The 25,513-nt window shown below is 50.5% G+C and carries 20 protein-coding genes; 12 read left to right on the top strand and 8 right to left on the bottom strand.

Going from position 1 to position 25,513, the window contains the following annotated elements; genetic code table 11:
* Positions 1 to 490 precede the first annotated feature (490 nt).
* Both DEF47_RS24920 and DEF47_RS24915 read left to right on the top strand, forming a co-directional pair.
* Entirely contained in the window at positions 491 to 1,582 is a 1,092-nt protein-coding gene (locus DEF47_RS24920; RefSeq protein ID WP_012190547.1) for a hypothetical protein, read from the top strand.
* Between the two features lie 248 nt (positions 1,583 to 1,830).
* Positions 1,831 to 2,916: a hypothetical protein gene (locus DEF47_RS24915; protein ID WP_012190548.1), complete on the top strand. Its 1,086-nt coding sequence runs from the start codon at positions 1,831 to 1,833 to the stop codon at positions 2,914 to 2,916.
* Between the two features lie 83 nt (positions 2,917 to 2,999).
* Here DEF47_RS24915 and DEF47_RS24910 read toward each other — a convergent pair whose 3' ends face one another.
* The 4 genes from DEF47_RS24910 to DEF47_RS25300 all read right to left on the bottom strand — a co-directional run bounded on the left by DEF47_RS24910 (position 3,000) and on the right by DEF47_RS25300 (position 7,845).
* Positions 3,000 to 3,737, bottom strand: a complete 738-nt coding sequence (locus DEF47_RS24910) for an ABC transporter permease (protein WP_012190549.1) — start codon at positions 3,735 to 3,737, stop codon at positions 3,000 to 3,002.
* On the bottom strand, positions 3,734 to 4,588 hold the full coding sequence (locus DEF47_RS24905; RefSeq protein WP_012190550.1) for an ABC transporter ATP-binding protein: 855 nt from the start codon (positions 4,586 to 4,588) through the stop codon (positions 3,734 to 3,736). The genes DEF47_RS24910 and DEF47_RS24905 overlap by 4 nt, the downstream gene beginning before the upstream one ends.
* 4 nt (positions 4,589 to 4,592) lie before the next feature.
* Positions 4,593 to 5,201, bottom strand: a complete 609-nt coding sequence (locus DEF47_RS24900) for a TetR/AcrR family transcriptional regulator (RefSeq protein WP_287045387.1) — start codon at positions 5,199 to 5,201, stop codon at positions 4,593 to 4,595.
* Between the two features lie 136 nt (positions 5,202 to 5,337).
* The gene (locus tag DEF47_RS25300; protein WP_012190552.1) at positions 5,338 to 7,845 is read right to left on the bottom strand and encodes a S8 family serine peptidase; all 2,508 of its coding nucleotides are present in this window, start codon (positions 7,843 to 7,845) and stop codon (positions 5,338 to 5,340) included.
* A gap of 429 nt (positions 7,846 to 8,274) precedes the next feature.
* Here DEF47_RS25300 and DEF47_RS24890 point away from each other — a divergent pair, with 429 nt between their 5' ends.
* Both DEF47_RS24890 and DEF47_RS24885 read left to right on the top strand, forming a co-directional pair.
* The gene (locus DEF47_RS24890; protein ID WP_012190553.1) at positions 8,275 to 9,807 is read left to right on the top strand and encodes a CHASE4 domain-containing protein; all 1,533 of its coding nucleotides are present in this window, start codon (positions 8,275 to 8,277) and stop codon (positions 9,805 to 9,807) included.
* A 97-nt stretch (positions 9,808 to 9,904) separates the two neighbouring features.
* On the top strand, positions 9,905 to 10,171 hold the full coding sequence (locus DEF47_RS24885; RefSeq protein WP_041304580.1) for a hypothetical protein: 267 nt from the start codon (positions 9,905 to 9,907) through the stop codon (positions 10,169 to 10,171).
* On the opposite strand, the gene DEF47_RS24880 is transcribed toward DEF47_RS24885, so the two are convergent.
* Both DEF47_RS24880 and DEF47_RS24875 read right to left on the bottom strand, forming a co-directional pair.
* The gene (locus tag DEF47_RS24880) at positions 10,168 to 12,087 is read right to left on the bottom strand and encodes a heavy metal translocating P-type ATPase (protein WP_012190555.1); all 1,920 of its coding nucleotides are present in this window, start codon (positions 12,085 to 12,087) and stop codon (positions 10,168 to 10,170) included. The genes DEF47_RS24885 and DEF47_RS24880 overlap by 4 nt on opposite strands.
* A 139-nt stretch (positions 12,088 to 12,226) precedes the next feature.
* Entirely contained in the window at positions 12,227 to 12,661 is a 435-nt protein-coding gene (locus tag DEF47_RS24875) for a Fur family transcriptional regulator (protein ID WP_012190556.1), read from the bottom strand.
* A 262-nt stretch (positions 12,662 to 12,923) separates the two neighbouring features.
* On the opposite strand from DEF47_RS24875, the gene DEF47_RS24870 reads away from it, so the two are divergent.
* The 5 genes from DEF47_RS24870 to DEF47_RS24850 all read left to right on the top strand — a co-directional run bounded on the left by DEF47_RS24870 (position 12,924) and on the right by DEF47_RS24850 (position 19,215).
* Complete coding sequence (locus DEF47_RS24870) at positions 12,924 to 14,819, top strand: sensor histidine kinase (protein WP_012190557.1); 1,896 nt, start codon at positions 12,924 to 12,926, stop codon at positions 14,817 to 14,819.
* 93 nt (positions 14,820 to 14,912) lie between these two features.
* A complete protein-coding gene (zwf, locus tag DEF47_RS24865; RefSeq protein ID WP_012190558.1) occupies positions 14,913 to 16,439 on the top strand; it encodes a glucose-6-phosphate dehydrogenase in 1,527 nt (508 codons plus the stop codon).
* Between the two features lie 12 nt (positions 16,440 to 16,451).
* Positions 16,452 to 17,564, top strand: a complete 1,113-nt coding sequence (locus DEF47_RS24860; protein WP_012190559.1) for a glucose-6-phosphate dehydrogenase assembly protein OpcA — start codon at positions 16,452 to 16,454, stop codon at positions 17,562 to 17,564.
* Positions 17,561 to 18,283 carry a 6-phosphogluconolactonase gene (gene pgl, locus DEF47_RS24855; RefSeq protein ID WP_012190560.1) on the top strand — a complete coding sequence of 241 codons (723 nt, stop codon included), beginning with the start codon at positions 17,561 to 17,563 and terminating at the stop codon, positions 18,281 to 18,283. Before DEF47_RS24860 ends, pgl begins: the two co-directional genes overlap by 4 nt.
* Before the next feature lie 65 nt (positions 18,284 to 18,348).
* Complete coding sequence (locus DEF47_RS24850) at positions 18,349 to 19,215, top strand: PIG-L family deacetylase (RefSeq protein ID WP_012190561.1); 867 nt, start codon at positions 18,349 to 18,351, stop codon at positions 19,213 to 19,215.
* Between the two features lie 274 nt (positions 19,216 to 19,489).
* Here the strand turns inward: DEF47_RS24850 and lepB (DEF47_RS24845) are convergent, their stop codons facing one another.
* Entirely contained in the window at positions 19,490 to 20,236 is a 747-nt protein-coding gene (gene lepB, locus DEF47_RS24845) for a signal peptidase I (RefSeq protein ID WP_012190562.1), read from the bottom strand.
* On the bottom strand, positions 20,233 to 21,021 hold the full coding sequence (gene lepB, locus DEF47_RS24840) for a signal peptidase I (RefSeq protein WP_012190563.1): 789 nt from the start codon (positions 21,019 to 21,021) through the stop codon (positions 20,233 to 20,235). The genes lepB (DEF47_RS24845) and lepB (DEF47_RS24840) overlap by 4 nt, the downstream gene beginning before the upstream one ends.
* Positions 21,022 to 21,436: 415 nt before the next feature.
* Here lepB (DEF47_RS24840) and tilS point away from each other — a divergent pair, with 415 nt between their 5' ends.
* The 3 genes from tilS to ftsH all read left to right on the top strand — a co-directional run bounded on the left by tilS (position 21,437) and on the right by ftsH (position 25,513).
* Positions 21,437 to 22,897, top strand: coding sequence for a tRNA lysidine(34) synthetase TilS (tilS, locus tag DEF47_RS24835; protein ID WP_012190564.1), 1,461 nt, complete (start codon positions 21,437 to 21,439; stop codon positions 22,895 to 22,897).
* Complete coding sequence (gene hpt / locus DEF47_RS24830) at positions 22,887 to 23,429, top strand: hypoxanthine phosphoribosyltransferase (protein WP_012190565.1); 543 nt, start codon at positions 22,887 to 22,889, stop codon at positions 23,427 to 23,429. The genes tilS and hpt overlap by 11 nt, the downstream gene beginning before the upstream one ends.
* 128 nt (positions 23,430 to 23,557) lie before the next feature.
* Positions 23,558 to 25,513, top strand: coding sequence for an ATP-dependent zinc metalloprotease FtsH (gene ftsH, locus DEF47_RS24825; protein WP_012190566.1), 1,956 nt, complete (start codon positions 23,558 to 23,560; stop codon positions 25,511 to 25,513).

Here is a 25,513-nt window from a genome sequence, read left to right as displayed (position 1 = left end):
TGTACGGATCAGGTACATCGTCGGTGAATCCATCCACATCGTCGGTATGGTCAGTCGGGTGTTCTAGCCTTGATTAAACACCGATAACTGCATCGCCGATGATGTCCCTGATCCATGTGACGATGTACCTGATCAGCACAGCATGCCAATCGACGCTGAATCCAACCCCATGATTGTTAAAACCTACCCTTGTGAGGTCATGGATCAGGGGTCAGAAGCCTATAGCCTAATTACTCCGGGGGCTTCGTGCCCTTCGTGGATCAAAACTGACCCCTGACCTCTAGCCCCTGATCCCTATGCTATGTTCTATGCTCTTTGCTCTATGTTCTGCATAATCTACCACTAGACTATGATTTTATGGCATAATAGGGCTACTCCACGTTTGAGCAGCGACATCGACCAGTAGCAGCATTTCCCCCATGCTTGTGGAAAGGCTACCACCCCACGTATCCGCAGCGGTCTGACACTATCAAGAATTAGGGGGTTTGATATGGCCTCAATCGGACGGATTGGTCGGAATGTTTCGAGTTTGCCTCGCCCAGACGAATATCCACCATCAAGTATCACCTTTGATTTTATGTCAATGGTCTTTGCAGCGTGGTGGCTGATTGGCTTGTTCGCTGATGGCGCAGCCCATGCTGCTAACGCCGTGGATACCTTCTTCACCCCATGGCACTTGATTCTCTACTCAGGCTTTTTGGCGGTAGCCTTGTGGATCGGTGGGCTGCAACTGCGCAATATGTACAAAGGCTATACACTTTGGCGAGCCTTGCCGCGTGGCTATTTGCTGGCACTCGTGGGCATCATTTTATTTGCGATTGCCGCCCCACTTGATTTTATTTGGCATGATGTGTTTGGCTTTGAGTTGCGGCTTGATGCTTTGCTCAGCCCGCCGCACTTGATGCTAATTTCTGGCGCGATGTTATTTGGAACCGCTCCATTGCGCACCGCCTGGATTCGCATGCAGCAAGGCGAAAAATTAGCAGGCTGGAGGGGCGGATTAGCGCCAATGGTGATGTCGCTGTTTTTTCTCATGGTCACGACTGCCTTTATGACTCAATATGCCCATCCTTTGGCCTCACCCAAATGGCTCTCATTGCCCTATGTTGGTGCACCAGAAATTGAGATGTATCGGGCTGACCTGTGGGGCATCGCCTCAGCCCATATCAGCACCTTCGTCTTAATTAGCATTTTGCTGCTATCGTTGCGTTTCTGGCCCTTACCATTTGGCTCGATCACGCTGCTGGTCGGTGGCAGTATGTTCTTGCTGTGGGCGATGCGGGCCTCCCGCGTTATGCAATATTGGCCTGTTTTAGTGTGGGCCGTGGTGATTGGCCTTGCTGCCGATTGCGCTATGCACTATTGGAAGATCGATCGTCATAATCGCTTAGGCATTCGCTTGTTATGTAGTTTATTGCCCGCTGGCTTCTTCCTAGGCTATTACCTAATTATTATGGCTGGGCCTGGCCTCACCTGGATTACCCATATGTGGACAGGCATGATTTTCGAGGTAGCAATTGTTGGCTTGATTCTGAGTTTCTTGGTGGCTCCACCCTACGAAGCACCGAGCAAAGCTGCCTAAATCAATCGGTTAGAAAGTTCAAACGCACTCCATTCGTCGATGGAGTGCGTTTAATTTAAGTGTAGGAAAACTAGGCTCAATAGCACCTTTTGGTTTACTTAGCGTTTACCTTTTGGCTATCGCCGATTGTTGAATCTATGCTACTATTGGCATATCTTATGACAAGGCGGTCGAGCCATTCTTGCAATTAGCATCCAAGCTGCTAGCTCTTTATCGCCGCCGCACTATCAACCTCAAGGAGGCCAAGAATGGCAACGGTCGGCCCAACCAAAACCACTGCATCACGGCTGAATCCGGCCCCTACGGGCTATCCGCCATTCAGCAAGCGCCTTGATGTTTTGTGCATCGTCTTCAGCATTTGGCTACTGATTGGCCTGTTTATTGATGGTTTGGCCCATGCCGAGCAATTGATCGATACGTTTTTCTCGCCGTGGCATGCCGTGCTTTATTCGGGTTTTCTGGGCATTACAACCGTGATTGGCACAGTCCAAATTCGCAATATGTACCGCCAATACCCGCTCACCAAAGCACTGCCGCAAGGCTATTTCCCCGCACTGCTTGGGATTATCCTCTTTTCGTTTGCGGCTCCACTCGATTTGATGTGGCATGAATGGTTTGGTTTTGAGTTACGGCTTGATGCCTTATTCAGCCCACCGCATTTGATGATTATCAGCGGCGCGATGTTGTTTGGCACTGCTCCGTTACGCACTGCCTGGCTCCAAACCCAAGCGGGCGCAAATCTGCGGGGCTGGCGTGATTTGGGCACAATGGTGATGTCACTGTTTTTCTTGATGGCTGCCGTCAGTTTCTTTACCCAATATGCTAGCCCCATTGTGAATGCGCCATTTCTCTCCGAACCGTACCTTGAATCAACCATGTCGAATATTGATATGCGCGGCATCAGCACTGGCATTATCACCACGCTGGTGTTGATTGGAATTTTGCTGCTCTCGCTGCGTTTCTGGCCCTTACCATTCGGGGCAATGACGTTATTAATTGGTGGCAGCACTGGCCTGATTTGGTTTGTCCACAATCAAAGTTCGCAAGCCTATTGGCCAGTGGTCGTTTGGGCAGCAATTGTCGGCTTGCTCGCTGATATTGCAATGCATACGTGGCAGATCAATCAACAGCGACCCTTGGCGGTGCGCTTGGTCTGTAGCCTGCTGCCAGCAAGCTTGTTTCTTGGTTACTACTTGATCATTATGGCTAGTATGGGTCTAAACTGGATTACCCATATGTGGACTGGCATGGTCTTTGAGGTGGCTATTTTGGGCTTTTGCTTGAGCTTAATCGCGATTCCACCCTATTCGAAGAACATAGCACATAGAACATAAACCATATTTGATTTGGCGATTGGCTTTATAAGTATAACCTTTCGAGCCAATTGCCCTCTATAATTTATACTCTCTATGCTTGCTTACTCTACATCTTTTAAAGTACGCGAAGCCAAGGTCAATAAAAACAAGCCATAGCCAACCAGAATCGCCATATTCGTCCAAATCACACTGCTCGTAGGGGTTTTACCAATGATTTCTTGAATTGCATCGTTGGCATAAAACAATGGGAAGGCATGACCCAGCCAATTGGCCCATGTTGGCAGTTGTTCAGGATTAATCAACAAGCCCGAAAGAAACACCGACGGCAAGATAATCATCGGAATAAAGGGGAAAACTTGGCCTTCATGCCGCGCAAACGTCGAGATAAACATCCCGAGCATCACTGAGGTAATCGCCAGCAGCCAAATTACCCCAAACAACATCGCCAAATCGCCCCACGCATAACTCAAATCGAATAACCACAAAGCTTGCGCCAAGGCAATTGCCGCCTGGAAAGTGGCGAGCAGAATATAACCCAGCACATAGCCACCAATAATTTCAATGCGCCGAAAGCCGTTGATAAACATACGTTCTAAAGTTCCGGCGGTGCGCTCTTGCACCAACACAATTGCACAGAGCAAAAATGCCAAAAAATGCACCATAAAGGCCGTGATCGGCATAATGTAGCGGGCATTATTAAAGCCCTTGGGCATGGTATCAAAGAAAATTTTCAACAGATAAATAATCAACAACGGAGCCATAACCGACAAGCCAAGTAACCGCTTGTCATGGCGAAGTTGGGTTAATACCCGTTTGGCAACAACTAAAATTCGGCTCATTGCGATACCTCGCTTTTTTGTAGCATGCGCAGCACAATCGTTTCCAACGAATCGGGGTGCAAGGTCAAAGCTTGGATCGTTGGATTCAGGCCATAGCTGTGCAAGGTTTCGGCTAAAGCGTTGGGTGTGCTGGCAATCTGCTGTTCGCTGGTTTGCTCAGCCTGTTTGATAGTTAATCGGGTTTGGCCATGCTCCAAAATCGCTTGCGGCGTATCAACAATCAAAATTTTGCCAGTTTGTTGAATAGCGAGGCGGTCGCAGAGCAAAGCTTCATCCATCAGGTGCGTGCTGATAAATAAGGTTGTGCCAGCGTTGGCTAATTCGCGAAAGAGCTGCCACGAACGCACCTTAAGATGCGGATCGACTGCCGCAGTCGGTTCATCGAGAAAAAGCATGCGTGGTTTGTGCAACAGAGCGCAGGCTAACGAAACCCGTTTTTTCATCCCGCCCGAAAAACCATAGACTGGATGATCAGCGCGGCTGGTTAATTCGGTAAATTCAAGTGCTTCCTGAATCCGTTGCTCCAACGCGGGCACGCCGTGAGCACTGCCAAAAAATCGTAAATTTTCGCGGGCCGAGAGATCTTCATACAGTGCGACACCCTGCGGCATATAGCCAATCAAGGCGCGGAGCTTGGCTTGATCGCGCAATGGGTTAAGACCAAGCACCTGCCATTCACCGCTATTGGGCTTGAGTGCACCAACCAAAGCCTTAATCAAGGTGGATTTACCTGCGCCGTTCGAGCCAAGCAAACCAAAAATCATGCCTTCAGGGACGGTCAAATCGACACCTTGAAGGGCTTGGACATTGCCGTAGCGTTTGGTGAGTCCCCGAACTTCAACTGCGTTCATGGGTTTACTCCTCTGGCTTAAGTCCATTCAGAAAAATATCAATAACCGTGGCAATATGTTCGTCATCGGTTAATCCATCGGCCTGCAAACTTGGCAAAATCACTTTGCTCAACATTTGGGGCATGAGCATCCCCAAAAAAGCTCGGGTGCTGGCGCGGGTATCGTGCTGGCGCATGCGGCCAAGCTGAATTTGATGAACCAAGTAGCGCTCAAGAAATTGCTTGATCTGCGGCACAATCTGTTGATTAAGCAACTCGGTTGGGTTGCGGCCCAGTAGCATTTCGCCCAAGAGCACCCGCATCATTTGCACAGTATGCGGATTATCACCTGCTTGCAGGTAGCCTTTGGCCAACATGCCCAGCAATTGCCGTGGCTGCTGATCGAACAACCCATCAAGTGATTGCATCTGTTGAAGCAGCGGCAGTTGGCCTTGCATCACGGCTTCCAGCAAAGCATCTTTATTTGGAAAGTACCAATAGATCAAGGCAGGCGACTGAATCTTGGCCCGTGCTGCAATCGATTTGATCGTAGCTCCGCGAAAGCCTTTTTCAGCAAATTCGGCTCGCGCCGCCTCCAGAATTGCCTCGCGCCGCTCACGTTGTTCATCAGTCATACCATACCCCAAAAACTTGATTGAACGTTCAATCAAGAGTATAACTAAACCAAGTTTGACTGTCAAGGGGGATTTTTGGGCAAACAAAAACGCGATCAACCAAGTTAAGTTGATCGCGTTTTTAGTCAGGCTTCGTTTATTTGCTCGCCCATGGTATCCAAACATCATACTCGTTTGTAACCGCTGTCGTGGTCACAGTTGGCAGATTGGTGGGGGTTGGCGAGTTGGTTGGTGTATTGGTCGCCGTGTTGGTTGGCGTATTGGTTGGCGTGTTGGTTGGCGTATTCGTCGCCGTGTTGGTTGGTGTATTGGTCGCCGTGTTGGTTGGCGTGTTGGTTGGTGTATTGGTTGGTGTATTGGTTGGCGTATTGGTTGGCGTGTTGGTTGGCGTATTCGTCGCCGTGTTGGTTGGTGTATTGGTCGCCGTGTTGGTTGGCGTATTTGTTGCGGTTGCTATAGCGGTTGGGGTTGGAGTTGGCGTACCGCCGCCAGTAGCTTCACGCAATGGGCCAGCGACTGACAAGCCATAGGCTTGGCTAGAAATAGGTACATTATGGGCAGTAACTTCAATCTGATATGCACCAATTTGGGGATTATTAATGATCACACCTTCGGTATTATTCGTGCGATCGCCAGTGCTCTGATTATTGCCATAATAGCGCGTACCATCAGGCCCAATCAACACCAAATCAAGATCGTTAACCAATTGTTGGGTGGCTGCCAACGAAGCTGGTGGATCAGTCCAGTTGAGCATAACTCGCAGCGGTTGGGTATTGGTCAACACGGTTAGGGGTTGGCTGGCAGTATGGTTATAGCTTACCATCTGGCCTGTATTCAAGCCAGTCGTCTGATCGGCAACCCACAAATGATAGGGCGCTGGTTTGGTAATAAAACTCAAATTGCTACGCCCCCAACCAGCCACACTATTGGGGCGGTTGTAAGGAATTTCTTGAGTTGCACCAGTACCATATTGGCCGGGCGCAATATCAACGGTCGTATTCAGAACAATTGATTTGATGACTGCGGCACTAGGATTAGGCAAGCCTTGGATACCCAGCCACTGGCGGATGAGGGCAACCGTACCAGCAACCAACGGAGTGGACATCGACGTACCACCCGAATAAAGGTAATTGGCATTGGTTTCATGAACACCCCATAAGGCACCAGCCCCACTGCCATATGAGCGAGTTGAAAGAATATTCGTGCCAGGGGCAACCAAATCAGGCTTGATCCGGCCATCATCAGTTGGCCCACGTGATGAGAATGCCGCTATCCCATTAGCATCATCAGAAAGAGTATCCGTGTTAATTGGCGCGGTGGCAAAGCAAAAACTCAATAAAAGCCAAGGCACACCCGTATAACCACCCGTTGGGCGCGGGCTTTCACTAGCCCCAACCGTAATCACATTCTTGGCAGTCCCAGGTGCGAGCAACGAGTCCGGGTCAACAACGCCATTACCACCAGTACAAAAGATTGCTTGGCTCGGGGTTCCATCGACCCCACTATTACCAGCCCCAAACAACATTGTATAATCGGGGTGTTCCCACAAAAACTGGTCGGTGCGTTGCGCATTATAGGGGTAGCCCCCAAATGCAGCTTCTGTATCACTGACTGGCCCGGTTGCATCGCCCCAGCTATTGCTATGAATCCGTGCTCCAGCATCATAGGCTTGCTGATACATTGGGTAGAGGTCGGTTGGCAAGCCAATAATATCGCCGGTCGCAGTTGCTTCAAACGCTTGGACAACCAACTTGGCCTCAGGCGCAATCCCTGCCATCGAGTTGGTATAGGTATGGGTAGCTGGGTTTGAGCCAGAAAGTGCGCCGTTACCAGCAATCGAGCCAGCAACGTGCGTGCCATGGCCATGGTTATCATCCCAATGCCCCCCAGCCGAGAGCACTTGGGTCGCAAGAATCCGATTGGTAAAATCGTTGTTGAGGGTTGTCAAGGAGCCAGTATCCAAACCTGTGTCAGTGTAGGCCACAATTTGATTTTGGCCATACAACTGCCGATCAGTCCAAACAGGCTCAACTTGCTGAACTTGCCGCGCATATTGGTCGAATAATTTCGGCGTACTCGCCACTTCGATCCAGCGCACTTCATTAATTTGGGCCAACTGAATCAGTTGATCGATCGTGCTAATGGCATCAAGCTTCAAGCCTTGGGCTTTGACTGCTTGTTCAGCAGTGGTCAGTTGGTTATCCCAACCAATCGTCTGCAACGCCAAACCTTGATACGCACCAGTGCGCATCAGTTTCAACAACCCAGGATGAAACTTATCGGCCAACGTCCAATCGCCACGCGCATAAAAACCATCAATTCGGCTGGCAGCAGCTTGTTGGGCAGCTGAGCCACGAACTAAATAGGCGTAATCAGGGAGATACTCAATAATGCTCAACCCCGTAGCTTCAAGTGCTTGCCGCTGCTTGAGCAACACAGGCCCACTAAATTGAATAACCGCATACCCCCCAACTGTCTGCAATAATGGATCAGCCTGGTTGGCTTGATTAACCACTTTGAGATCGATCGTGCCGCGTTGTAAATACAACTTGGGTGGAATTGTGGTGCTAGGTGGTTTGCTAGCAGCACCGCCGAAGCTTAGCAAGACTAAGCTCATCAGTAAAAGACCATGAAATAATCGCATGCCGACCTCCAAGTGGTTGTGGTAGGGGTGTGCCCCGAGAGAACTATGAATATTGCACACCGTTGAGGGAAAATCAATTATATAATTATAAAAAATTTTTACTCAAATTGCTAGGGGGTAATTTGAGTAAAGGTAAAGGATGAAGAGCGAGGGTTCAGGGGCTAGGGATCAGGGGTCAGGAAGTGAGTGGGTTAGGTTTTAACGCAGCGGCGCAGAGGATGATAGGGGTTAGCTGTTGGGGGCCAGGGGTCAGAACTTTGGAATAAGCAGCCTTCGCGATCTTCGTATCCTTCGCGGTTTCAGCTTTCGTGTGAATTTATATCTTGCGAGGTTTAATCTGGGTCAAGTAACCTATCCCAACCAAGCAGAGAACGTGCTATCATAGGCGCACAATTCTACCCAGCCAATCTAGATAGGTTGCATCGTATTATGACATCTGCGCCATCAACTGGCACGACCTCGCTGCGTCGCCAAACCAAAATTGTGCTAGGAGCCAGCCTCGTGCTGCTGGTAGCGGTACTCATTTTTCCGCTGCGTATCTTGTTGCTCCAATCGTTTGCCGAGCTAGAAACAACCTCAATGCAAACCGACCTTGATCGGGTGTTGAATGCTTTGCAGTTTGAGCAAAATCGCCTCGACACGGCCTTGGTTTCATGGTCAACCTGGGATGATACGTATGCCTTTATCGAGGCTCCCGATGCTGATTACATTAGCAACAATGCTGGCGATGATGTTTTCGCGACCTATAAATTTAATATTATGGCCTTTCTCAACCAGCAACAAGCCTTGGTGTATGGACGAATGGCCGAGGCAGATACATTTAATGATTTACCAGCAAACTTTTTGCCATTTGTGCAGCAAATTCCGCAACTAACGACGTTTAGTGACCCCAGCCAACGTAATTTAGGCATTGTACGTTTTCAAGAGCGCATTGTCTTGGTTGCTGCCCGCCCGATTATTGATAGCCAAGGCCAAGGGCCAATTCGCGGCACAGTGATTTTTGGGCGCTATCTTGATCAACAGGTGCTTAATGATTTAGCTGCGGTCACTCTATTTCCTTTCAGCTTGGAAGATGTGCTGAATCCACCAAGCGATCTGACAAGCAGCATTCAGCAATTGAGTGATGTCAATCCCCGCCAAATCATCCCAATCGATGAGCATGCCTTGCGTGGCTTACAGCAAATCAACGATCTCCAAGGCAACCCAGCCCTGATTATCAACATTATTCGGCCACGCACAATCTACAACCAAGGCCATCATGCCTTGCAGTTTGTAGTAATTTTGACCTTTCTGGTAACCGCAGTTGGTGGCTTTGTGTTGTACTTTTTGCTCAATCGAGTGGTCATCAGCCGTGTGTTGCGCTTGAGCAGCGAAATCAAACACGTTGCCAATAATCTGAATGAACGGGTAGCAGTGGTGGGCAACGATGAGGTTGCGGGTTTGGCGACCAGCATTAATCAAACCTTGAATGTGCTCGAACAAGCGCAACGAGCAACCGCAGCCGCTGAAGCCGAGCGCAACCAACTGCAAGCGAATACCCTGGCAGCCCAAACTGAACAACTAGCACTCCAAGAGCAATTAATCAAAGCCCAAGAATTTGTAATCGCCGAACAAGCTACACCGTTGATTCCCTTCCGCGATGATATGTTGGTGATGCCCTTGGTCGGCGCGATCGATCAGGCACGGGCTAACCACATTTTGGGCACATTATTGCAAGGAGTTGAGCAACAACGCGCTCGGATCGCGATCATCGATATTACTGGAGTCGCTCAAATTGATGGCTTTACCGCCGAAATGTTGCTCAAGGCCGCCAAGGCTGTGCGCTTGCTTGGTGCTCAATTGGTGCTAACCGGCCTCAGCCCAGAGATTGCTCAATCGTTAGTTGCCTTCGGCCAGCAGTTGAACCAACTTACTACATTTAGCAGCTTGCAGGCAGGCATTGCTTGGAGTATTCGGCGCTAAATTCGCTCTTCTCAACCAATTTTGGCCATGCTATGATGGGGAACAGTGTTGTTCCCCATTATTAATGCTTGCCCCAAGCCAACCAAGGAGCAGAAACATGGCCGATTATCATGTTCCGCAAGCAGATCAAACCCACGCCAGTTTTGCTTGCCCTGAGTGTGGTAGCAAAAAACAGTCAATGCAACCGTTGCTGACATCTGGTATTCACATGTTCCGTTATTTTGTTCAGTGCATTGACTGTGGCTACGAATATACCTACAAAAAGCCCTTGCCCAATTTGAATCGTCAATTGCGCAAGGACCCTTTAGCATGGTTTATGTTAGCGGCAATGCTATTGCTTTTGGCCTTTATGCTCTTTGGTTAGCGTCGTAGCAAGCGCAAGCCGTTGGCAACCACCAACAAGGTGCTCCCTTCATGGCCAACCACGCCCAACGGCAAGGCAATATTGCCAAACAAGGCTGAAGCAATCAGCACCACAATCACGCCGCCAGCAAAGGCAATATTTTGCCAAACAATCCGTTGGGTGCGGCGGCCAAGCCGTAACGCTTCAGCCAATTTCAGCAAATCGTCGCTCAGCAACAACACATCGGCGCTTTGCACGGCTACATCAGTACCAGCAACGCCCATTGCCACACCAAGTTGGGCCGTGGCCAAGGCTGGGGCATCATTCACGCCATCGCCAACCATCGCAACTGGGCCATAGCGTTGTTGTAATTCTTCGATGATCTGGGCTTTATCGCCAGGCAACAGTTCGGCACGCACATCATCAATGCCAATTTGGCTGGCCACATGCTGTGCTACGGCTTGATTATCACCAGTCAACAGCACCACTCGTTCAACACCCGCAGCGTGCAGCGCGGCAATCGCTTGCTTGGCATCAGGCCGAATCGTATCAGCCAAGGCAATTAAGCCCCAGGCTTGTTCGGTTGTGCCAACCCCGATCACGGTTGCGCCTTGAGCTTCGAGTTTGGCAGCTTGGGCTAGCACAGCCTCACCCCACAAACGGGGCCGACCAACTTGCACCAATTCGCCATGCACATCCGCTTGGGCACCCATCCCAGTGATCGATTGGAAATCAACCGCAGTTGGGACATTCAGTTTCTGATCTTGAGCATGGGCGACAATCGCTTTGGCCAAGGGATGTTCTGAGAAGGCTTCGACCGCTGCTGCGGCGATTAGCCATTGTTCCGTTGGGCGTTGACCAAGATCCACAGTTTGCATCACGCTCAATTGGCCTGTGGTCAGCGTACCAGTTTTATCCAAGGCCACGACCTTAATTTTAGCGGCAGCTTCAAGATAGCGCCCACCTTTGAACAACATCCCGTGGCGGGCAGCATTGGCCATGGCCGAAAGCATCGCCGCTGGAATTGAAATCACCAAGGCACAGGGCGAGGCCACAACCATCAGTGCCATTGCGCGGTAGAGCGTGGTTTTAACGCTCCAATCGAGAAATAGCAAGGGAATCGCAATCGCCAACAAGGTCATCACGACGACAGCATAGGCATAATATTGACCAATCACCCGATCGGTAAAATCTTGGGCTTTGGCTTTTTGACTGCGAGCTTCAGCTACGGTCTCGATAATTCGCGCCAAGGTCGTATCGCCAACTGCTACTGTTACTTCAATGGTGAGAGCGCCAGTAGTATTGAGAGTACCAGCAAATACCTTGCTCCCCGCGCCTTTATCAACTGGCACTGATTCGCCAGTAATTGCGGCTTCGTTAATTGATGAAGCGCCGATCCGCACAATCCCATCAACTGGAATCCGTTCGCCAGGCCGTACCAATACCCGATCGCCAATCGCTAAATCAGCCACGGCCACGACTTGTTGCGTACCATCAGCAGCGATCAGGGTTGCTTGGTCGGGAGCCATCTCCAGCAGGGCATTGACGGCCCGATGAGTGCGACCCATGGCATAGGTTTCAAGCGTATTGGAAAGCGCAAACAAAAACATCAAAATTGCGCCTTCGCGCGGCTGACCAACTGCCGCCGCCCCGATTGCGGCCACAATCATCAAGAAATTAACATCGAATTCGCGTTGGCGCAGGCTTTCCCAGGCATTGCCCAGCGGAAACCAGCCGCCGCTGGCAAACGCTACCACATACAACAGCCAAGGCAACCATGTTGGCACGCCCGCAAAACTCCCCGCAACCCAGCCCAAACCTGTAGCGATCAAACAAATCGCGGTCAGGCGCATCATCCATGGCAATGCTGCGAGTTCATCAAGCTCAGCTTGGGCCTCAGCATGCAGGTGGCGGCTATTAACACTTGTGGTAGTCATGATACCTGCTCCTTAGCAATGAGAATCATTCTAAATTGCTGATAAAAAAATTTCGGCTATTAAACCTGTTTTATTAGTTTTATTTAGAATCATTCTAAATTGAGTGTAAATAAAAAGTGCCGAAGCACTCTTTACTGATTTAATTTTTACAACGTTCGCAACGCCCGTAGACCACCACATTGGCCGCTTCAAAGGTCGCTCCGGCGGTTGAGGCGATCTGCGCCAGCATCAAATCAAGCTGTGGTGCATGACAATCGATAATCGCGCCGCATTGTGAACAGACAAAGTTCATATGCGGAGTTGTATCGAGATCATAGCGGGTATGCTCATCGGTATTCAACGGCATCGACTGAATAACCCCCAGCTTTTCCAAGGTTGTAATCGTGTTATAAACTGTGGCCTGACCAATGCCATGCTGCTTAACGACTTCGACAATCTCGGCAGCAGTAGGATGACCGCCATGGCGAGCCAATGCCCAACAAACCGCCTCGCGCTGCGGCGTTGGCCGATAGCCATGATGTTCCAATTCGCGTAATAGGCGACGCGCCCGCTCTTCAGGTTGCATAATTGCCATTGTGCTTCAACCTTAGAATGATTCTAACTACTATTCTAGCATCAGGATTCATTTTTAGCAATATTTACGGGTAACGTCAAGTTAAGCTTCGACAACAATTGATCAATATTTTGGTTCAGAACCTTAGTCATGCCCCACGCTTGAGAGCAGCATAGACAAAAACCCACCCTACAGTCGGGACTAAGGTATTAGCAAAATCAATTCTATCAGCCATCGTAGCTGAGTACAATAGATGCATCATGGGCATTTGGGAGGGCCTGCTATGCATTATCTTTTCGATCATCCAACATGTATTCGGCGTACATCGCCTCAACATTTAGCAAGTTATGCCTATGGCGTGCGGGCAAGCTGCTCGGTGCGCCATCCGGCTGGCGATGGAGTCGATGACCCACGCTTTTTATTATTTGGCCCCCAACGTGGCAATTATCGCCATTGGTTCGATACCTATGAAATTAAGCCCGATAATGCGCCCGATTGGTATGCCCTGACCTTTCCCAAGCCTACCAAATTAAATGTGGTTTATTGGATGCATGGCCCCATGTTTGATGATCATGGTTGGTGGACTTCGCTCCAGGTCGAATATCGCGATGCTGAGGGCGCTTGGCATAAAGTTGACGATTTGCAGATCACGCCGAATTACCATTTTAGCCCGCAACGCGGCGATCGTAAGCCCTTCAGTGCTTATGCTGCTCATTTCAATCCAGTGCGAACCAGCGCGATTCGACTGATCGGCCAGCCCAGCGGCAAGCCGCAAATTACGACCATGGCCTATCTTGCCGCCGATTGGAGCACTTGCGAAGGCATCGCCGCCCACTTGCGCCATATTCAGCAACCATTGCCCGCTATTTTTGATCTGTTACCAGCCAATACCTTGTGGGATACCTTGGCCAGCCTGCGTGATTTAACCAAAATTGCCTTTGATCTACAAACCAGCGCGGGCTTGGGACTTGACCACTTCTTGGAGCCACAGCATTATCAACGGTTTCACGAAAGCCAGCGTCAATGCTTCGCTGATGATTCGCTCTATCAATTAATTGGTCAGCATGCTGGTTGGCGCAAGCTGGGCCAAACCATCGAGCAAGCTCGCGAACAAGCCTATGAAACCAAACAACCAGTCATCGCCCAACATCATGGTGGTTTGGTCTGGCTGGTCGTGCCAGTCATTAGCAATGATCACGTTTTAGGCACAATCGAAAATCGCAATTTTATCGCCCAAGAGCCAATCGATTGGCAATGGCATCGTTGTTATGCCCAAGAATTGGGGCTGGATTGGGAGCGTTATCGCACGGCGTTGGAGCAAATTAGCACATTCAGTCAACAACAAATCAATGCCACAATCAATCATGTGCAGCAGCTGGTACGCCTAGCTCAACAATTGCTCAAAGATAGCCAAGAAATTCATACGCTGAAAAGTAGCGCCTTGGCTGCCGAGGTGTTTAGTCGCTCCAAAAGCACCTTTATGAGCATGATGAGCCATGAATTACGCACCCCGCTGAATGCCATTATTGGCTATAGCGAGCTGCTCATCGACGATCTGAGCGCAACCAACCAACAACAATCGACTGATGATGCCCGCCAAATTCGCAGCGCAGGTCGCCATTTACTGCATGTGATCGAAACAATTTTGCAGGTATCCAACTTAGAATCAGGCGCATCAAATGTACATTACGACGATGTTGATCTTGAAATGCTGACCAATTCGTTGGAACTTAGTTTGCGCACCCAATTTCAAAAACGCAGCAATCAACTTGAAATTAAGATCGATCCTAATGCCTCGTGGGTCTATTCAGATAGCTCGAAAGTGCGTCAGATTATCTTCCAACTGCTGAATAATGCCAATAAATTTACCGATCATGGTCAAGTGCGGCTAACGATTGCCCCTGATAGCCTTGACCCAGAGATGCTCGCATTCGAGGTTTGCGACACAGGTATTGGCATCGATCATGAGCATTTGCCGCTCTTATTTGCTGAATTCAGCCAACTTGATGCCTCAAGCACTCGCCGCTATGATGGCACAGGTATGGGCTTGGCGCTTTGTCGCCACTTGGCGCGGCTGCTTGGCGGCGATATTCGGGTTTGGAGCGAGCCTGGCATTGGCTCGACCTTTACCCTCGCCATCCCACGTCAAAGCGTGATGACTCCAGTTAACGACCTCTGATCATTTAGTAAAACAGTGCTATGCTATAAGGCGCAACGGGGCTACACGGAAGGATGTAGCCCTGTCATTATGCGTGGTTCCTAAGGAGGGCTTGTGGAACAGCCAAATCCTTTGCGAGCAGGTTTACGAATTGCTCGCACCCCTGAAGCATGTACTGTGGTGATTTTCGGCGCGACCGGAGATCTCACTGCCCGTAAATTATTGCCTGCACTCTACAACCTCGCCCGTGAAGGCATGGTTCCAGCAGGCTTTTCGTTGCTTGGTGTTGGCCGTCGCCCATGGAGCGACGATGATTTTCGCGCTGAAATGCGCAAAAGTGCCGAGCAATTCTCACGCGTCCAGCCAATTAATGAAGAAGTTTGGCAAACCTTTGCTGAAGGTTTGTTCTGGGTTGGCGGCGAGTTTGGCGATATCAACACCTACGAGCAAATCGCCAGTCGCCTCGAACAAATCGATCAGCAACGGGGCACTGCTGGCAATCGGCTCTTTTATTTGGCGATTCCACCATCGTGGTTTGATGATGCGATTAGCAATTTGCAAAAGGTCAATCTGACCAACCAAAGCCATGGCTGGTCGCGAATTATCGTTGAAAAGCCGTTTGGTCACGATTACAAATCGGCCCAAGAACTCAACGATCTGGTCAGTCGCGCTTTTGATGAAAGCCAAGTCTATCGAATTGACCATTATCTTGGCAAAGAAACCGTCCAAAACCTGTTGGTGGCGCGGTTTGCCAACGCCATTTTCGAGCCAATTTGGAACCGCAACTACATTGACCATGTGCAAATCACGGTCGCCGAAAGCCTTGGCATCGGCAGTCGCGCAGGGTTTTATGAGGAAGCTGGGGCATTGCGCGATATGATCACCAATCATATGATGCAATTGCTGACCCTGACCGCCATGGAACCACCAGTTGAGTTTAACGAGCATGAAGTGCGCAGCGAAAAAGTCAAAGTGCTACATGCAATTCGCCCGATGAATGCTACTGATGTTGATCAATTTGCGCTGCGTGCTCAATATGATCATGGTACAATCAATGGCGATGAAGTGCCCAGTTACTTGGCAGAGAAAGGGGTCAATCCAGCCTCACGCACACCCACATTCGTTGCACTCAAATTCGAGATCGACAATTGGCGCTGGGCGGGCGTACCATTCTACTTGCGCACTGGCAAACGGCTGGCTAAACGGGTCACCGAAATTGCGATTCAATTCAAAAAACCGCCGCTGCTGCTCTTCCCCGAAATCCGCGATGACATTGAATCGAACGTCTTAGCGCTGCGCATTCAGCCCAACGAAGGCATCACCCTCAAATTTAGCGCCAAACAACCAGGCCAACGCATGATCATCCATCCGGTTAATATGGATTTTCGCTATGGCTCATCGTTTGGGGTAGCTGCGCCCGAAGCTTACGAACGCTTGTTGCTCGATGCCATGCTCGGCGACGCAACCCTGTTTACCCGCCGCGATGAGGTCGAAGCCCAATGGGCCTTGATGACTCCCATCCTTGAGCGCTGGGAAAACGACGGCGTTGAGCACTTGCCACACTACGAGGCAGGCACGTGGGGGCCAGAGGAATCTGATCAATTTATGCAACGTGATGGCCGTGAGTGGCGCAAATTGTAGGAGGTGGCAACCATGATGGGCGAAATTTCCAATAGCCCACGTCCAGCCAATGTTGCTGAGATTGAAGATCAACTGCGCGATTTGTGGCGTGAATTGGGCGATCAGCATCGCGATGAACATTATGTGATGACCCGCGTTTGCACCATGACTGTGATTGGCTATGGTGCAAACCAAACCCTCGCCAAACGAGTACGCACGGCCTTGCCGCAAGTGTTCGGCGTGCATCCATGCCGCGCAATTTTGATCGAAACTGGCAGCGAGGCCGAAGAACTCAGCGCATGGGTCAGCACCGTTTGTCAACCAAGTAGCGAAGAACACGAGCAAGTTTGTTGCGAACAAATTACCTTCTGTGTTGGCGAGCAAATGCGGCGACGTTTGCCCGGCACAGTGCTACCTTTGGTCGTTTCCGATTTGCCCTTGTTTGTCTGGTGGCCTGGGCCGTTGCACCCTGCTAGCAATGTGCGTACCCAGTTGTTTGCTCATGCTGATCGCTGGATTATGGATTCGGCGGATTTTCTCGACCCGCTGCCCGATTTGGCGCGTTTGCACAAGATGGTTATCAGCGATCAAACCGATGCGGTCAGCGATTTGACTTGGGCACGCTTGACCCCGTGGCGCACTGCGTTTGCCCAAATTTTCGATGCAATGGCCATGCGCCCAGTGCTCGAAAACCTTAGCAACATCAAAGTAACCACCGGACGACATCAAGCAGCTGGCTTGCTGAGCATCGGCTGGATGGCAACCTGCCTTGATTGGCAGTTGATCAGCGCGAGTGGCAATAGCGAAACCTTGCTTTGCAATTTCAAACATCGCAATGGCACGGTTACGATCAGCATGCAAACCAGCGATCGAACTGGCGAGGAAGTGCCATTTATCGAAGTACAGGCCGCCAAACATAAAGCCAGTATCACCGTAGGCCGCAGCAGCAACAAACAAGCCTTGCTAGCCAATGTGCATCTTGATGGTGAAACTCGTTGTCAGATGAGCGAACTACCAAGGCCCAGCGATAGCCTGTTGCTCTTGAATGAACTAAATATGTATAGTCATGATCGAGTTTATGAACGGGCTTTAGCGATTGTCGCCGCAATTGCTCAAGCAACCGATCCCCATGGAGCACATGTATGACGCTTCAGATTGCCCCAAGCCGCGAGGAATTGATGATCCTCGCGGCTGATCGGCTAGTAGCCGAGGCTCAAACCGCCATCGCTCAACGTGGCCGCTGGACAATCGCGCTTTCGGGTGGCTCAACGCCCAAAGCGTTGTTTGAGTTATTAGCCAGCCCACGCTACATTAATCAGATTCTTTGGGGGCGCTGTTTTTTATTTTGGGGCGATGAGCGCTGCGTCGGGCCTGACGATCTTCAAAGCAACTATCGCATGACCAAAATCGCCTTGATCGATCATATTCCAATTCCCGTGGGTAATGTGTTGCGGATTCGCGGTGAGTTAGCGCCAGAAAGTGCCGCCAGCCTGTATGCTCATGAAATTAAACGCATTTTTGGGCTAGCTGAAGGCCAATTTCCTCAATTCGACACCATGCTGCTGGGCTTGGGCAACGATGGGCATACCGCCTCGCTCTTTCCAGCCAGCGATATTTTGGGTCGCAACGATGTGTTGGTGGCCGAAACATGGGTCGCCAAACTCAAACAATATCGCATCTCGCTGACTGCGCCTGTGATCAACAACGCCCACAGCAAAATCTTTTTAGCGGCAGGCGACGATAAAGCTGGCGTTATTCGTGAGCTAATCGAGCAGACTGGGGCGTATCAAAGCTACCCCGCCAGTTTGATCAACAACGCCGACTGGCTGATTGACCAAGCGGCGGCCAGCCAACTGCAACATTAACGGATCGTTAACAGATTTTCGTGGCACAATACTAGGCATGCACCATAGCATCGAAAGGAATGTTCATGACTGACCATCGACCAACCATTATGCTTGTGCATGCCCACCCTGATGATGAAGTGATTTCAACAGGCGGCATTGCGCTGAAATATCACGAGCAAGGAGCACGGGTCGTTTTGGTGACCTGCACCCGTGGCGAAGAAGGCGAAATTGTTGATGCTGAATTGAATACGCCTGAGAATAAAGCGCGATTGGCCGAGATTCGCGACGTAGAGTTGGCGCGAGCGATTGCCCTGCTCAATATCACCGATTTTCATCAGTTGGCCTACCGCGATTCAGGCATGATCAATACGCCTGCCAATGAGCATCCCGAATCGTTCAACAAGGCCGATTTGCAGGCTGCTACTGGTCGTTTGGTGGCCTTGGTGCGCCAATATCAACCAGATGTGTTGATTAGCTACGATGAAAATGGCAGTTATGGGCATCCCGACCACATTATGGCCCATAAAATTACGGTTGCGGCGTTTCATGCTGCTGGCGACCCCAGCCAATTTCCTGAGGCTGGGCCAGCCTGGGAACCGAAAAAACTGTATTACACCGCCTATCGCCGCTCGATTTGGCGCAAAGCGTGGGAATATATGCAAGCCCGCGGCGAAAAAACCCCGCTCGATGATCCCGAAGCAGATCTTTCGCGCTATGTTGATGATCCACGCACCACCACTGCGATTGAAATTGGCCAATATTTGCCAATTAAATTGCAATCGTTGTTGGAGCATCGCACCCAAATTGGGCCAACATGGGGCTTTTTGAGCTTGCCAGAGGAGTTACGCGGCGAGTTACTGAGCCATGAACATTTTGCCCTGATCGAATCACGAGTGAGTTTGCCTGAGCGCGAAGAATTTGAAACTGATCTTTTGCTTGGGATTCGATAATTTCCTCACCCCTAGAAAGCTCAGCTTTCAAGGGTAAGTTGTTAATAACGATTGGCATACCCTCACCCCCTAGCCCCTCTCCCGCACGCGAGGCGAGGGGGGAACCACCAAACCAAATGCCCGTCACCCGCCGCAGTGGGCGAGGGGTTGGGGTGAGGGATCTTAACCTACCCTTGTAAGCTAGCCCTCGCCCATCACCCGCACGCGAGGGGGAACCACCAAATCAAATGCCCCTCGCCCGCCGCAGTGGGCGAGGGGTTGGGGGTGAGGGAACTCAGTAACTCGCCCAGCGCTCTTTGGGCCAATAGGTAAACCATGCCTTGCCAATCACATATTCGAGCGGCAATGGCCCCCAACGGCGTGAATCGCTGCTAAATGGCCGATTATCGCCCATCACAAATACATGCCCCTCGGGCACAACCAACTCGCAATGGGTATCACAAAGCGTATCAACCTCGCCAATATAATCCTCGGTTAATTGCTGCTCGTTGACCCAAACCTTGCCCTCGCGAATTTTGATCGTATCGCCACCAACCCCAATCACCCGCTTGATATAATCTTTATCGGGCAAATCGTGGGCCGCTGGTGGAGCCAGAAACACAATAATATCACCGCGTTCAGGTGGGTGCAGCAAATAGAGGAATTTTTTGGGCAACTCAGCTTGACCAGGCCACAAACGCAGTGGGGCATTCAAATCGAGATGAGCATAGATCGCTTTGTTAACCAAAACATATTGCTTGGTTTGCATGGTTGGTTCCATGCTAGTACCTTCAATTTGAAAATTTTGAATCAAGCTGCGCAGAATCAAAAAACTCAAAATCAAGCTAGCCAGCATGTGCCATGAACGGCGTAAGCGTGGCCGTTGCAGTGCTGGAGTTGGGGTAGGCGGGGTAGGCAATGGCGCTTGTGATTGCTCCAACCAAGCAATTTCTTCGGCGCTTGGCGCAGCAACTGGCAGCGGTTGAGTCTGATCAAGCGCCAAGCGGGTGGTTTTTACTTCGGATTGCTCGAAATCGTTCATTGGCCCGTTGGTGCTGCATAACTGGGCGTTTGCACAACACCCCAATCTTCTTTAGGCCAATACGAAAGCCAAGCCTTGCCAATCACATTATCTAAGGGCAATGGCCCCCACTCGCGTGAGTCGCTGCTGTTATTGCGATTATCACCCATCACAAAAACATGGCCAGCTGGAATATCGACGCTACAGGTAGAGGCATAGCCTTTACAACTGGTTTGCGTACCAGCATCAAGATATTCCGATTCGTCGAGGAGTTGGTCGTTGACATAGACTTGACCATCGAGCAAGGTAACTTTATCGCCCTCGATCCCAATCACCCGTTTAATGTAATCTTTGTTAGGCTCGTCATGGGCCGACTCTGGAGCCAAGAATACGACAATATCGCCTTGTTGCGGCTTACGGAAGGGATAAACCACATTTTGCTCAAGATCGCCTCGGCCTGGCAAGAGTCGCAGCGGCGCATTTAGGTCAAAGTGCATATATAAAGCTTTATTAACCAAAATATATTGCTGATCGTGCATGGTTGGAAACATGCTCGAACCTTCGATGCGAAAATTCTGCAACAAGCCACGCACAATAAAAAAGACCAAAAGCACAAAAACGACCGTCTCGATAATCTCTTTGACGACCGACCAGCCGCGACGTTGGGGAACGGTTTCAGCAGCCGCTTCCTCTAAATCCAGCGGTTCTTCTGGTGGTGGAGCTGGCTCAAGCCTGGTTGGTTTTAATGGATTTGGATCATGTTGAGCAGCTTGTTCAAGCCGATCCCGTAGCGGTGTTGAACTCATTGAATTATCCTTACACCCTGAATTATGTCGCTGCGCGGCATTATAGCATACCAACTTTGGCCAAACCTGCCCTAGAAGTCTTGATTTTAATTGACCAAAATGGGGATTGATGATCTAGTATGCCGCGAAGCGCAAGTGCTGTCAATTTAAAGCAAAGCTCATACCGTCAATCAGCCCATGTTAACGATTCCAAGCCGTTTGCAGCTGATAGGCAACTGATCAACGGCTGATACACGCCAATGGTTCCTGTGGCAACGGTTTCTCTCAGCATACCATAGCCCAAACCTTTCCAAGCCGTTTTTAATCTAGTGCTAATCCTAGCCACCCCAAGCCGCAAACTCCATCATGAGATTGATATGGCTAGCCGCAAAAATGTGCTATCATCAAGGTTGGCACCACTTACGAGAACTCTGCTATGTCCCAACTACTCGACATTGAAACAACCCTCATCCGCGATGGTCGCCTCGCATCGGCAGCATGTTTGGTGGTGGCGGTTTCAGGTGGCCCGGATTCACTAGCCTTGCTGCATCGGTTGACGGCCTTGGCCACACCTTATGGCTGGCGTTTGCATGTGGCCCACCTTGATCATGGCTTGCGTGGCGAGCAATCAGCTGCCGAGGCCGCTTTTGTGGCCGAAATTGCCGCTGATTGGGGCTTAACTGCCACAATTGAGCTGCGTGATGTTGACCAAGTTGCCAAACAATATCATGTGGGCTTGCCTGCTGCGGCCCGAGCGACCCGCTATCGTTTTTTGGCTGAGGTGGCTTTGCAGCAACAAGCCGATGCGGTCGTACTCGGCCATCAATCCGATGATCAAGCAGAAACGGTGTTGTTGCATGTGTTGCGGGGCACAGGCCCGAGCGGCTTGAGCGCGATGCGACCACGCACCGAGTGGGTTGGCTGGCGAGTTACCGCAGGAATGCCCCATCAAGCAGTTGGGCCAGCTTTGATTCGTCCGATGCTCAATATTACCCGCGACGAAATTGAGGCCTATTGCGATGAACAGCAATTGGAGCCACGCCGCGACCCAACCAATAATTCATTGGAATATACGCGGGGCCGCATTCGCCATCAATTATTGCCATTGCTCGGCGAATACAATGCGAAAGTTGTTTCGGCCTTGGCGCGAACGGCCCGTTTAGCGGCGATTGAAACCGACTACATGCAAAGCGAGCTTGATCGTCAATGGCAACATTTAATTGAGTTTGAGCCAGGGGCGATTACCTTTCATCGTGAGCAATGGAACCACATGCATCCAGCGTTGCAGCGCCATGCAATTCGCCGCGCGGTTTATTTATTGCGGCCTGAGCGCGACGAATTAACATCCTCGCAGCTTGACCATGCGTTAAGTGCCATGAACAGCCTGCAACTGTTTTGCCAAATGCCGCATAATTTGGTCTTGCATCGCAAGCCACATGGTTGGACAATGACCGTAGCTACGACTATGCAGCCAACCAACGACGAACCGCAATTGAGCATCGATGAGTGGCCGCTCAATCAACAAGGCATGACTCCGTTGCCCGATGAACGTTGGCGGGTGATTATGGAGCTGATGCCCAGCCGCCCTGAATATAATCTTTCGCGCTGGCAAGGCTTGCTCGATGCCAACGCAATTCAAGGCAGATTGATGTTACGTCAACGCCGCCCAGGCGATCGCATGCGGCCCGCAGGTGGCATTGGCTCACGGCGCATCCAAGATATTATGGTTGATATGCGTTTGCCACGCGAACTGCGTGCCCAATGGCCGTTATTCGTTGATGATGTTGGGATACTTTGGATTCCTGGCTTGCTGATGGCCGAACATGCCCACCCAACGCCAGAAACAACCAACTTTTTGCTCATAACTTTGGAGGATACTCACGCCGATGCATCCTGATCTTGAGCGAGTATTAATTGATACCGCAACACTCCAAAACCGAGTTCAAGCGCTTGGCACAGCAATTGCCCAAGCTACGGTTAACGCACCTGAGTTAGTGTTAGTTGGCATCTTAAAAGGTTCGTTGATCTTTATGGCCGATCTGATGCGCTCGATCGGGCGCGAGGTTTGCTACGATTGCATTGCGGTTTCGTCATATGGAGCCAGCACCGAAAGCAGCGGCGTAGTTCGTTTAAATAAAGATCTCGACCTTGATATCACTGGCAAGCATGTGATCATCGTCGAAGATATTATTGATAGTGGCCTGACATTAAAATATGTGCATGATCTGCTGTTGCGGCGCAACCCAGCCGCTTTAGAGATTTGTGCCCTACTAAATAAACCTGAACGGCGCAATGTCAATGTGCAGGTTGATTACCGTGGTTTCGACATTCCCAACGAATTTGTTGTGGGATATGGACTGGACTATGCTGAACGCTACCGCAATTTGCCCTATATTGGGGTGTTAAGCCCACGTGTTTATACACATTAACATATTGCTAATGGGCATTTCCCTTGCTAGGTAGGTAGCGCTTTGGTATAATTTTTGAAGGTCGCTGTACTCCGCATGGAGTGCAGCAAAATTTTATGAGCGTGTACGCACGTTCAGGAGATACTGCGATGGGTGAAAATCGCTTCTTACGCAACAGTTTTGTGTATTTGATCATCGTAGTGGCGGCGTTGGCGCTCTTCTATCAATACATCAATGGTAGTCCTGGCAATACCAGCGAAAAGAGCTACAGTGAAATTCTCGACTTAGCTCTCCAAGGTAAAATTGCCGAGATCGTCCAAACCGAAGGTCAAGTCGAGTTTCGGGCGACCACCAACGACGCGCCACCCACCACCTATATTTCTCGCAAGAACAGCACGACCGAAAGTATTGAAGAAATTCTTTCGCAAAAAGCCCAAGATGCTAGCAAATTAGCCGAGCTTAAAGATCCTGAGAATAAGACGGCAATTGCAGCACCGTTGGAAAACGCTGCCAAAGTTAAGTTCAACCCTAAATCGGCTCCAGCTTGGGGCGGTATTTTAGGCGCGGCCTTGACCTTCTTGCTGCCCACGCTTTTGCTGATTGGCTTTTTCGTCTTTTTCATGCGCCAAGCCCAAGGCTCCAACAACCAAGCGATGTCGTTTGGCAAGAGCAAAGCTCGCATGTTCACTGGCGACAAACCATCGGTAACCTTCGCTGATGTTGCTGGCCAAGAAGAAGCCAAACAAGACTTAACCGAAGTTGTCGAGTTTCTTAAATTTCCTGAGAAATTTGCCCAACTTGGTGCACGGATTCCACGTGGGGTTTTGATGGTTGGCCCTCCAGGTACTGGTAAAACTTTGCTCAGCCGTGCGGTTGCTGGCGAAGCAGGCGTGCCATTCTTCTCAATCAGCGGTTCGGAATTCGTGGAAATGTTCGTCGGGGTTGGCGCAAGCCGCGTGCGCGATTTGTTTGAACAAGCCAAACGCAACGCTCCTTGTATCGTCTTTATCGACGAAGTTGATGCCGTTGGTCGCCAACGCGGTGCTGGCCTTGGTGGCTCGCACGACGAACGCGAACAAACGCTTAACCAAATCTTGGTTGAAATGGACGGCTTCGATAGCAATACCAATGTGATTGTGATCGCCGCCACCAATCGCCCTGACGTGCTCGACCCAGCCTTGGTTCGCCCAGGCCGTTTCGACCGCCAAGTTGTGCTTGATGCTCCTGATATGCGCGGACGGGTCGAAGTGCTCAAGGTCCATACCAAGGGCAAACCACTCTCCGAAGATGTTAATTTGGAAGCAATTGCCAAATTAACGCCTGGCTCATCGGGTGCAGACCTCGCTAACATCGTCAACGAAGCTGCGATCTTGGCTGCACGGCGCTCGAAAAAACGCATCGCCATGCAAGAAATGCAAGATGCCACCGAACGAATTATGCTTGGTGGCCCAGAACGCCGCTCACGCGTGATGACTCCTAAGCAAAAAGAGTTGACTGCCTTCCACGAAGCTGGTCACGCGATTGTTGCTAAAGCGATGCCTGGCGCAAACCCTGTGCATAAAGTGACGATTATTCCTCGTGGGATGGCTGGTGGCTACACCTTGATGATCCCCGATGAAGATCAAAGCTATATGAGCGTTTCGCAGTTTGAAGCCCAAATTGCTGTAGCCCTTGGTGGTCGCGCCGCCGAAGAATTGGTGTTGAGCGACTTTACCACTGGCGCTTCGGGCGATATTCAACAAGTGACGCGCATGGCACGAGCGATGGTTACCCGCTATGGGATGAGTTCAGAGCTGGGGCCAATTGCCTTTGGCGAAAAAGAAGAGTTGATCTTCTTGGGCCGCGAAATCAGCGAACAACGCAACTATTCGGAAGAAACCTCACGCAAGATCGATTCGGAAGTGCGGCGTTTGGTCAGCGAAGGCCACGAACGCGCCCGCGCAATCTTGGAACGCAACCGCGAGGTGATGAACCGCATGGCCGAAGCCTTGATCGAGCATGAAAACCTCGATGGTGAGCCATTGCGCCAATTGCTCGACGAAGTGATTAAGTATAACTCCAACAATGGGGTTTATAATGACGCTTTGCCCAAGCAACGCATCTAA

The organism is Herpetosiphon sp., from assembly GCF_003512625.1.
Classification (GTDB): Bacteria; Chloroflexota; Chloroflexia; order Chloroflexales; family Herpetosiphonaceae; genus Herpetosiphon; species Herpetosiphon aurantiacus.
The sequence above is the reverse complement of the archived record's forward strand: the minus strand, read 5'-3'. Positions and strand labels throughout refer to the sequence as shown.

Bases quoted from the DNA above. Each gene is read 5' to 3' on its own strand.
- DEF47_RS24850 (WP_012190561.1), top strand. From the start codon at position 18,349: ATGACTGACCATCGACCAACCATTATGCTTGTGCATGCCCACCCTGAT.
- ftsH (WP_012190566.1), top strand. From the start codon at position 23,558: ATGGGTGAAAATCGCTTCTTACGCAACAGTTTTGTGTATTTGATCATC.
- pgl (WP_012190560.1), top strand. From the start codon at position 17,561: ATGACGCTTCAGATTGCCCCAAGCCGCGAGGAATTGATGATCCTCGCG.
- DEF47_RS24880 (WP_012190555.1), bottom strand. From the start codon at position 12,087: ATGACTACCACAAGTGTTAATAGCCGCCACCTGCATGCTGAGGCCCAA.
- DEF47_RS24920 (WP_012190547.1), top strand. From the start codon at position 491: ATGGCCTCAATCGGACGGATTGGTCGGAATGTTTCGAGTTTGCCTCGC.
- lepB (WP_012190563.1), bottom strand. From the start codon at position 21,021: ATGAGTTCAACACCGCTACGGGATCGGCTTGAACAAGCTGCTCAACAT.
- DEF47_RS24905 (WP_012190550.1), bottom strand. From the start codon at position 4,588: ATGAACGCAGTTGAAGTTCGGGGACTCACCAAACGCTACGGCAATGTC.
- DEF47_RS24875 (WP_012190556.1), bottom strand. From the start codon at position 12,661: ATGGCAATTATGCAACCTGAAGAGCGGGCGCGTCGCCTATTACGCGAA.
- DEF47_RS24890 (WP_012190553.1), top strand. From the start codon at position 8,275: ATGACATCTGCGCCATCAACTGGCACGACCTCGCTGCGTCGCCAAACC.
- DEF47_RS24885 (WP_041304580.1), top strand. From the start codon at position 9,905: ATGGCCGATTATCATGTTCCGCAAGCAGATCAAACCCACGCCAGTTTT.
- DEF47_RS25300 (WP_012190552.1), bottom strand. From the start codon at position 7,845: ATGCGATTATTTCATGGTCTTTTACTGATGAGCTTAGTCTTGCTAAGC.
- DEF47_RS24860 (WP_012190559.1), top strand. From the start codon at position 16,452: ATGATGGGCGAAATTTCCAATAGCCCACGTCCAGCCAATGTTGCTGAG.
- DEF47_RS24900 (WP_287045387.1), bottom strand. From the start codon at position 5,201: ATGACTGATGAACAACGTGAGCGGCGCGAGGCAATTCTGGAGGCGGCG.
- tilS (WP_012190564.1), top strand. From the start codon at position 21,437: ATGTCCCAACTACTCGACATTGAAACAACCCTCATCCGCGATGGTCGC.
- DEF47_RS24870 (WP_012190557.1), top strand. From the start codon at position 12,924: ATGCATTATCTTTTCGATCATCCAACATGTATTCGGCGTACATCGCCT.
- hpt (WP_012190565.1), top strand. From the start codon at position 22,887: ATGCATCCTGATCTTGAGCGAGTATTAATTGATACCGCAACACTCCAA.
- DEF47_RS24915 (WP_012190548.1), top strand. From the start codon at position 1,831: ATGGCAACGGTCGGCCCAACCAAAACCACTGCATCACGGCTGAATCCG.
- DEF47_RS24910 (WP_012190549.1), bottom strand. From the start codon at position 3,737: ATGAGCCGAATTTTAGTTGTTGCCAAACGGGTATTAACCCAACTTCGC.
- lepB (WP_012190562.1), bottom strand. From the start codon at position 20,236: ATGAACGATTTCGAGCAATCCGAAGTAAAAACCACCCGCTTGGCGCTT.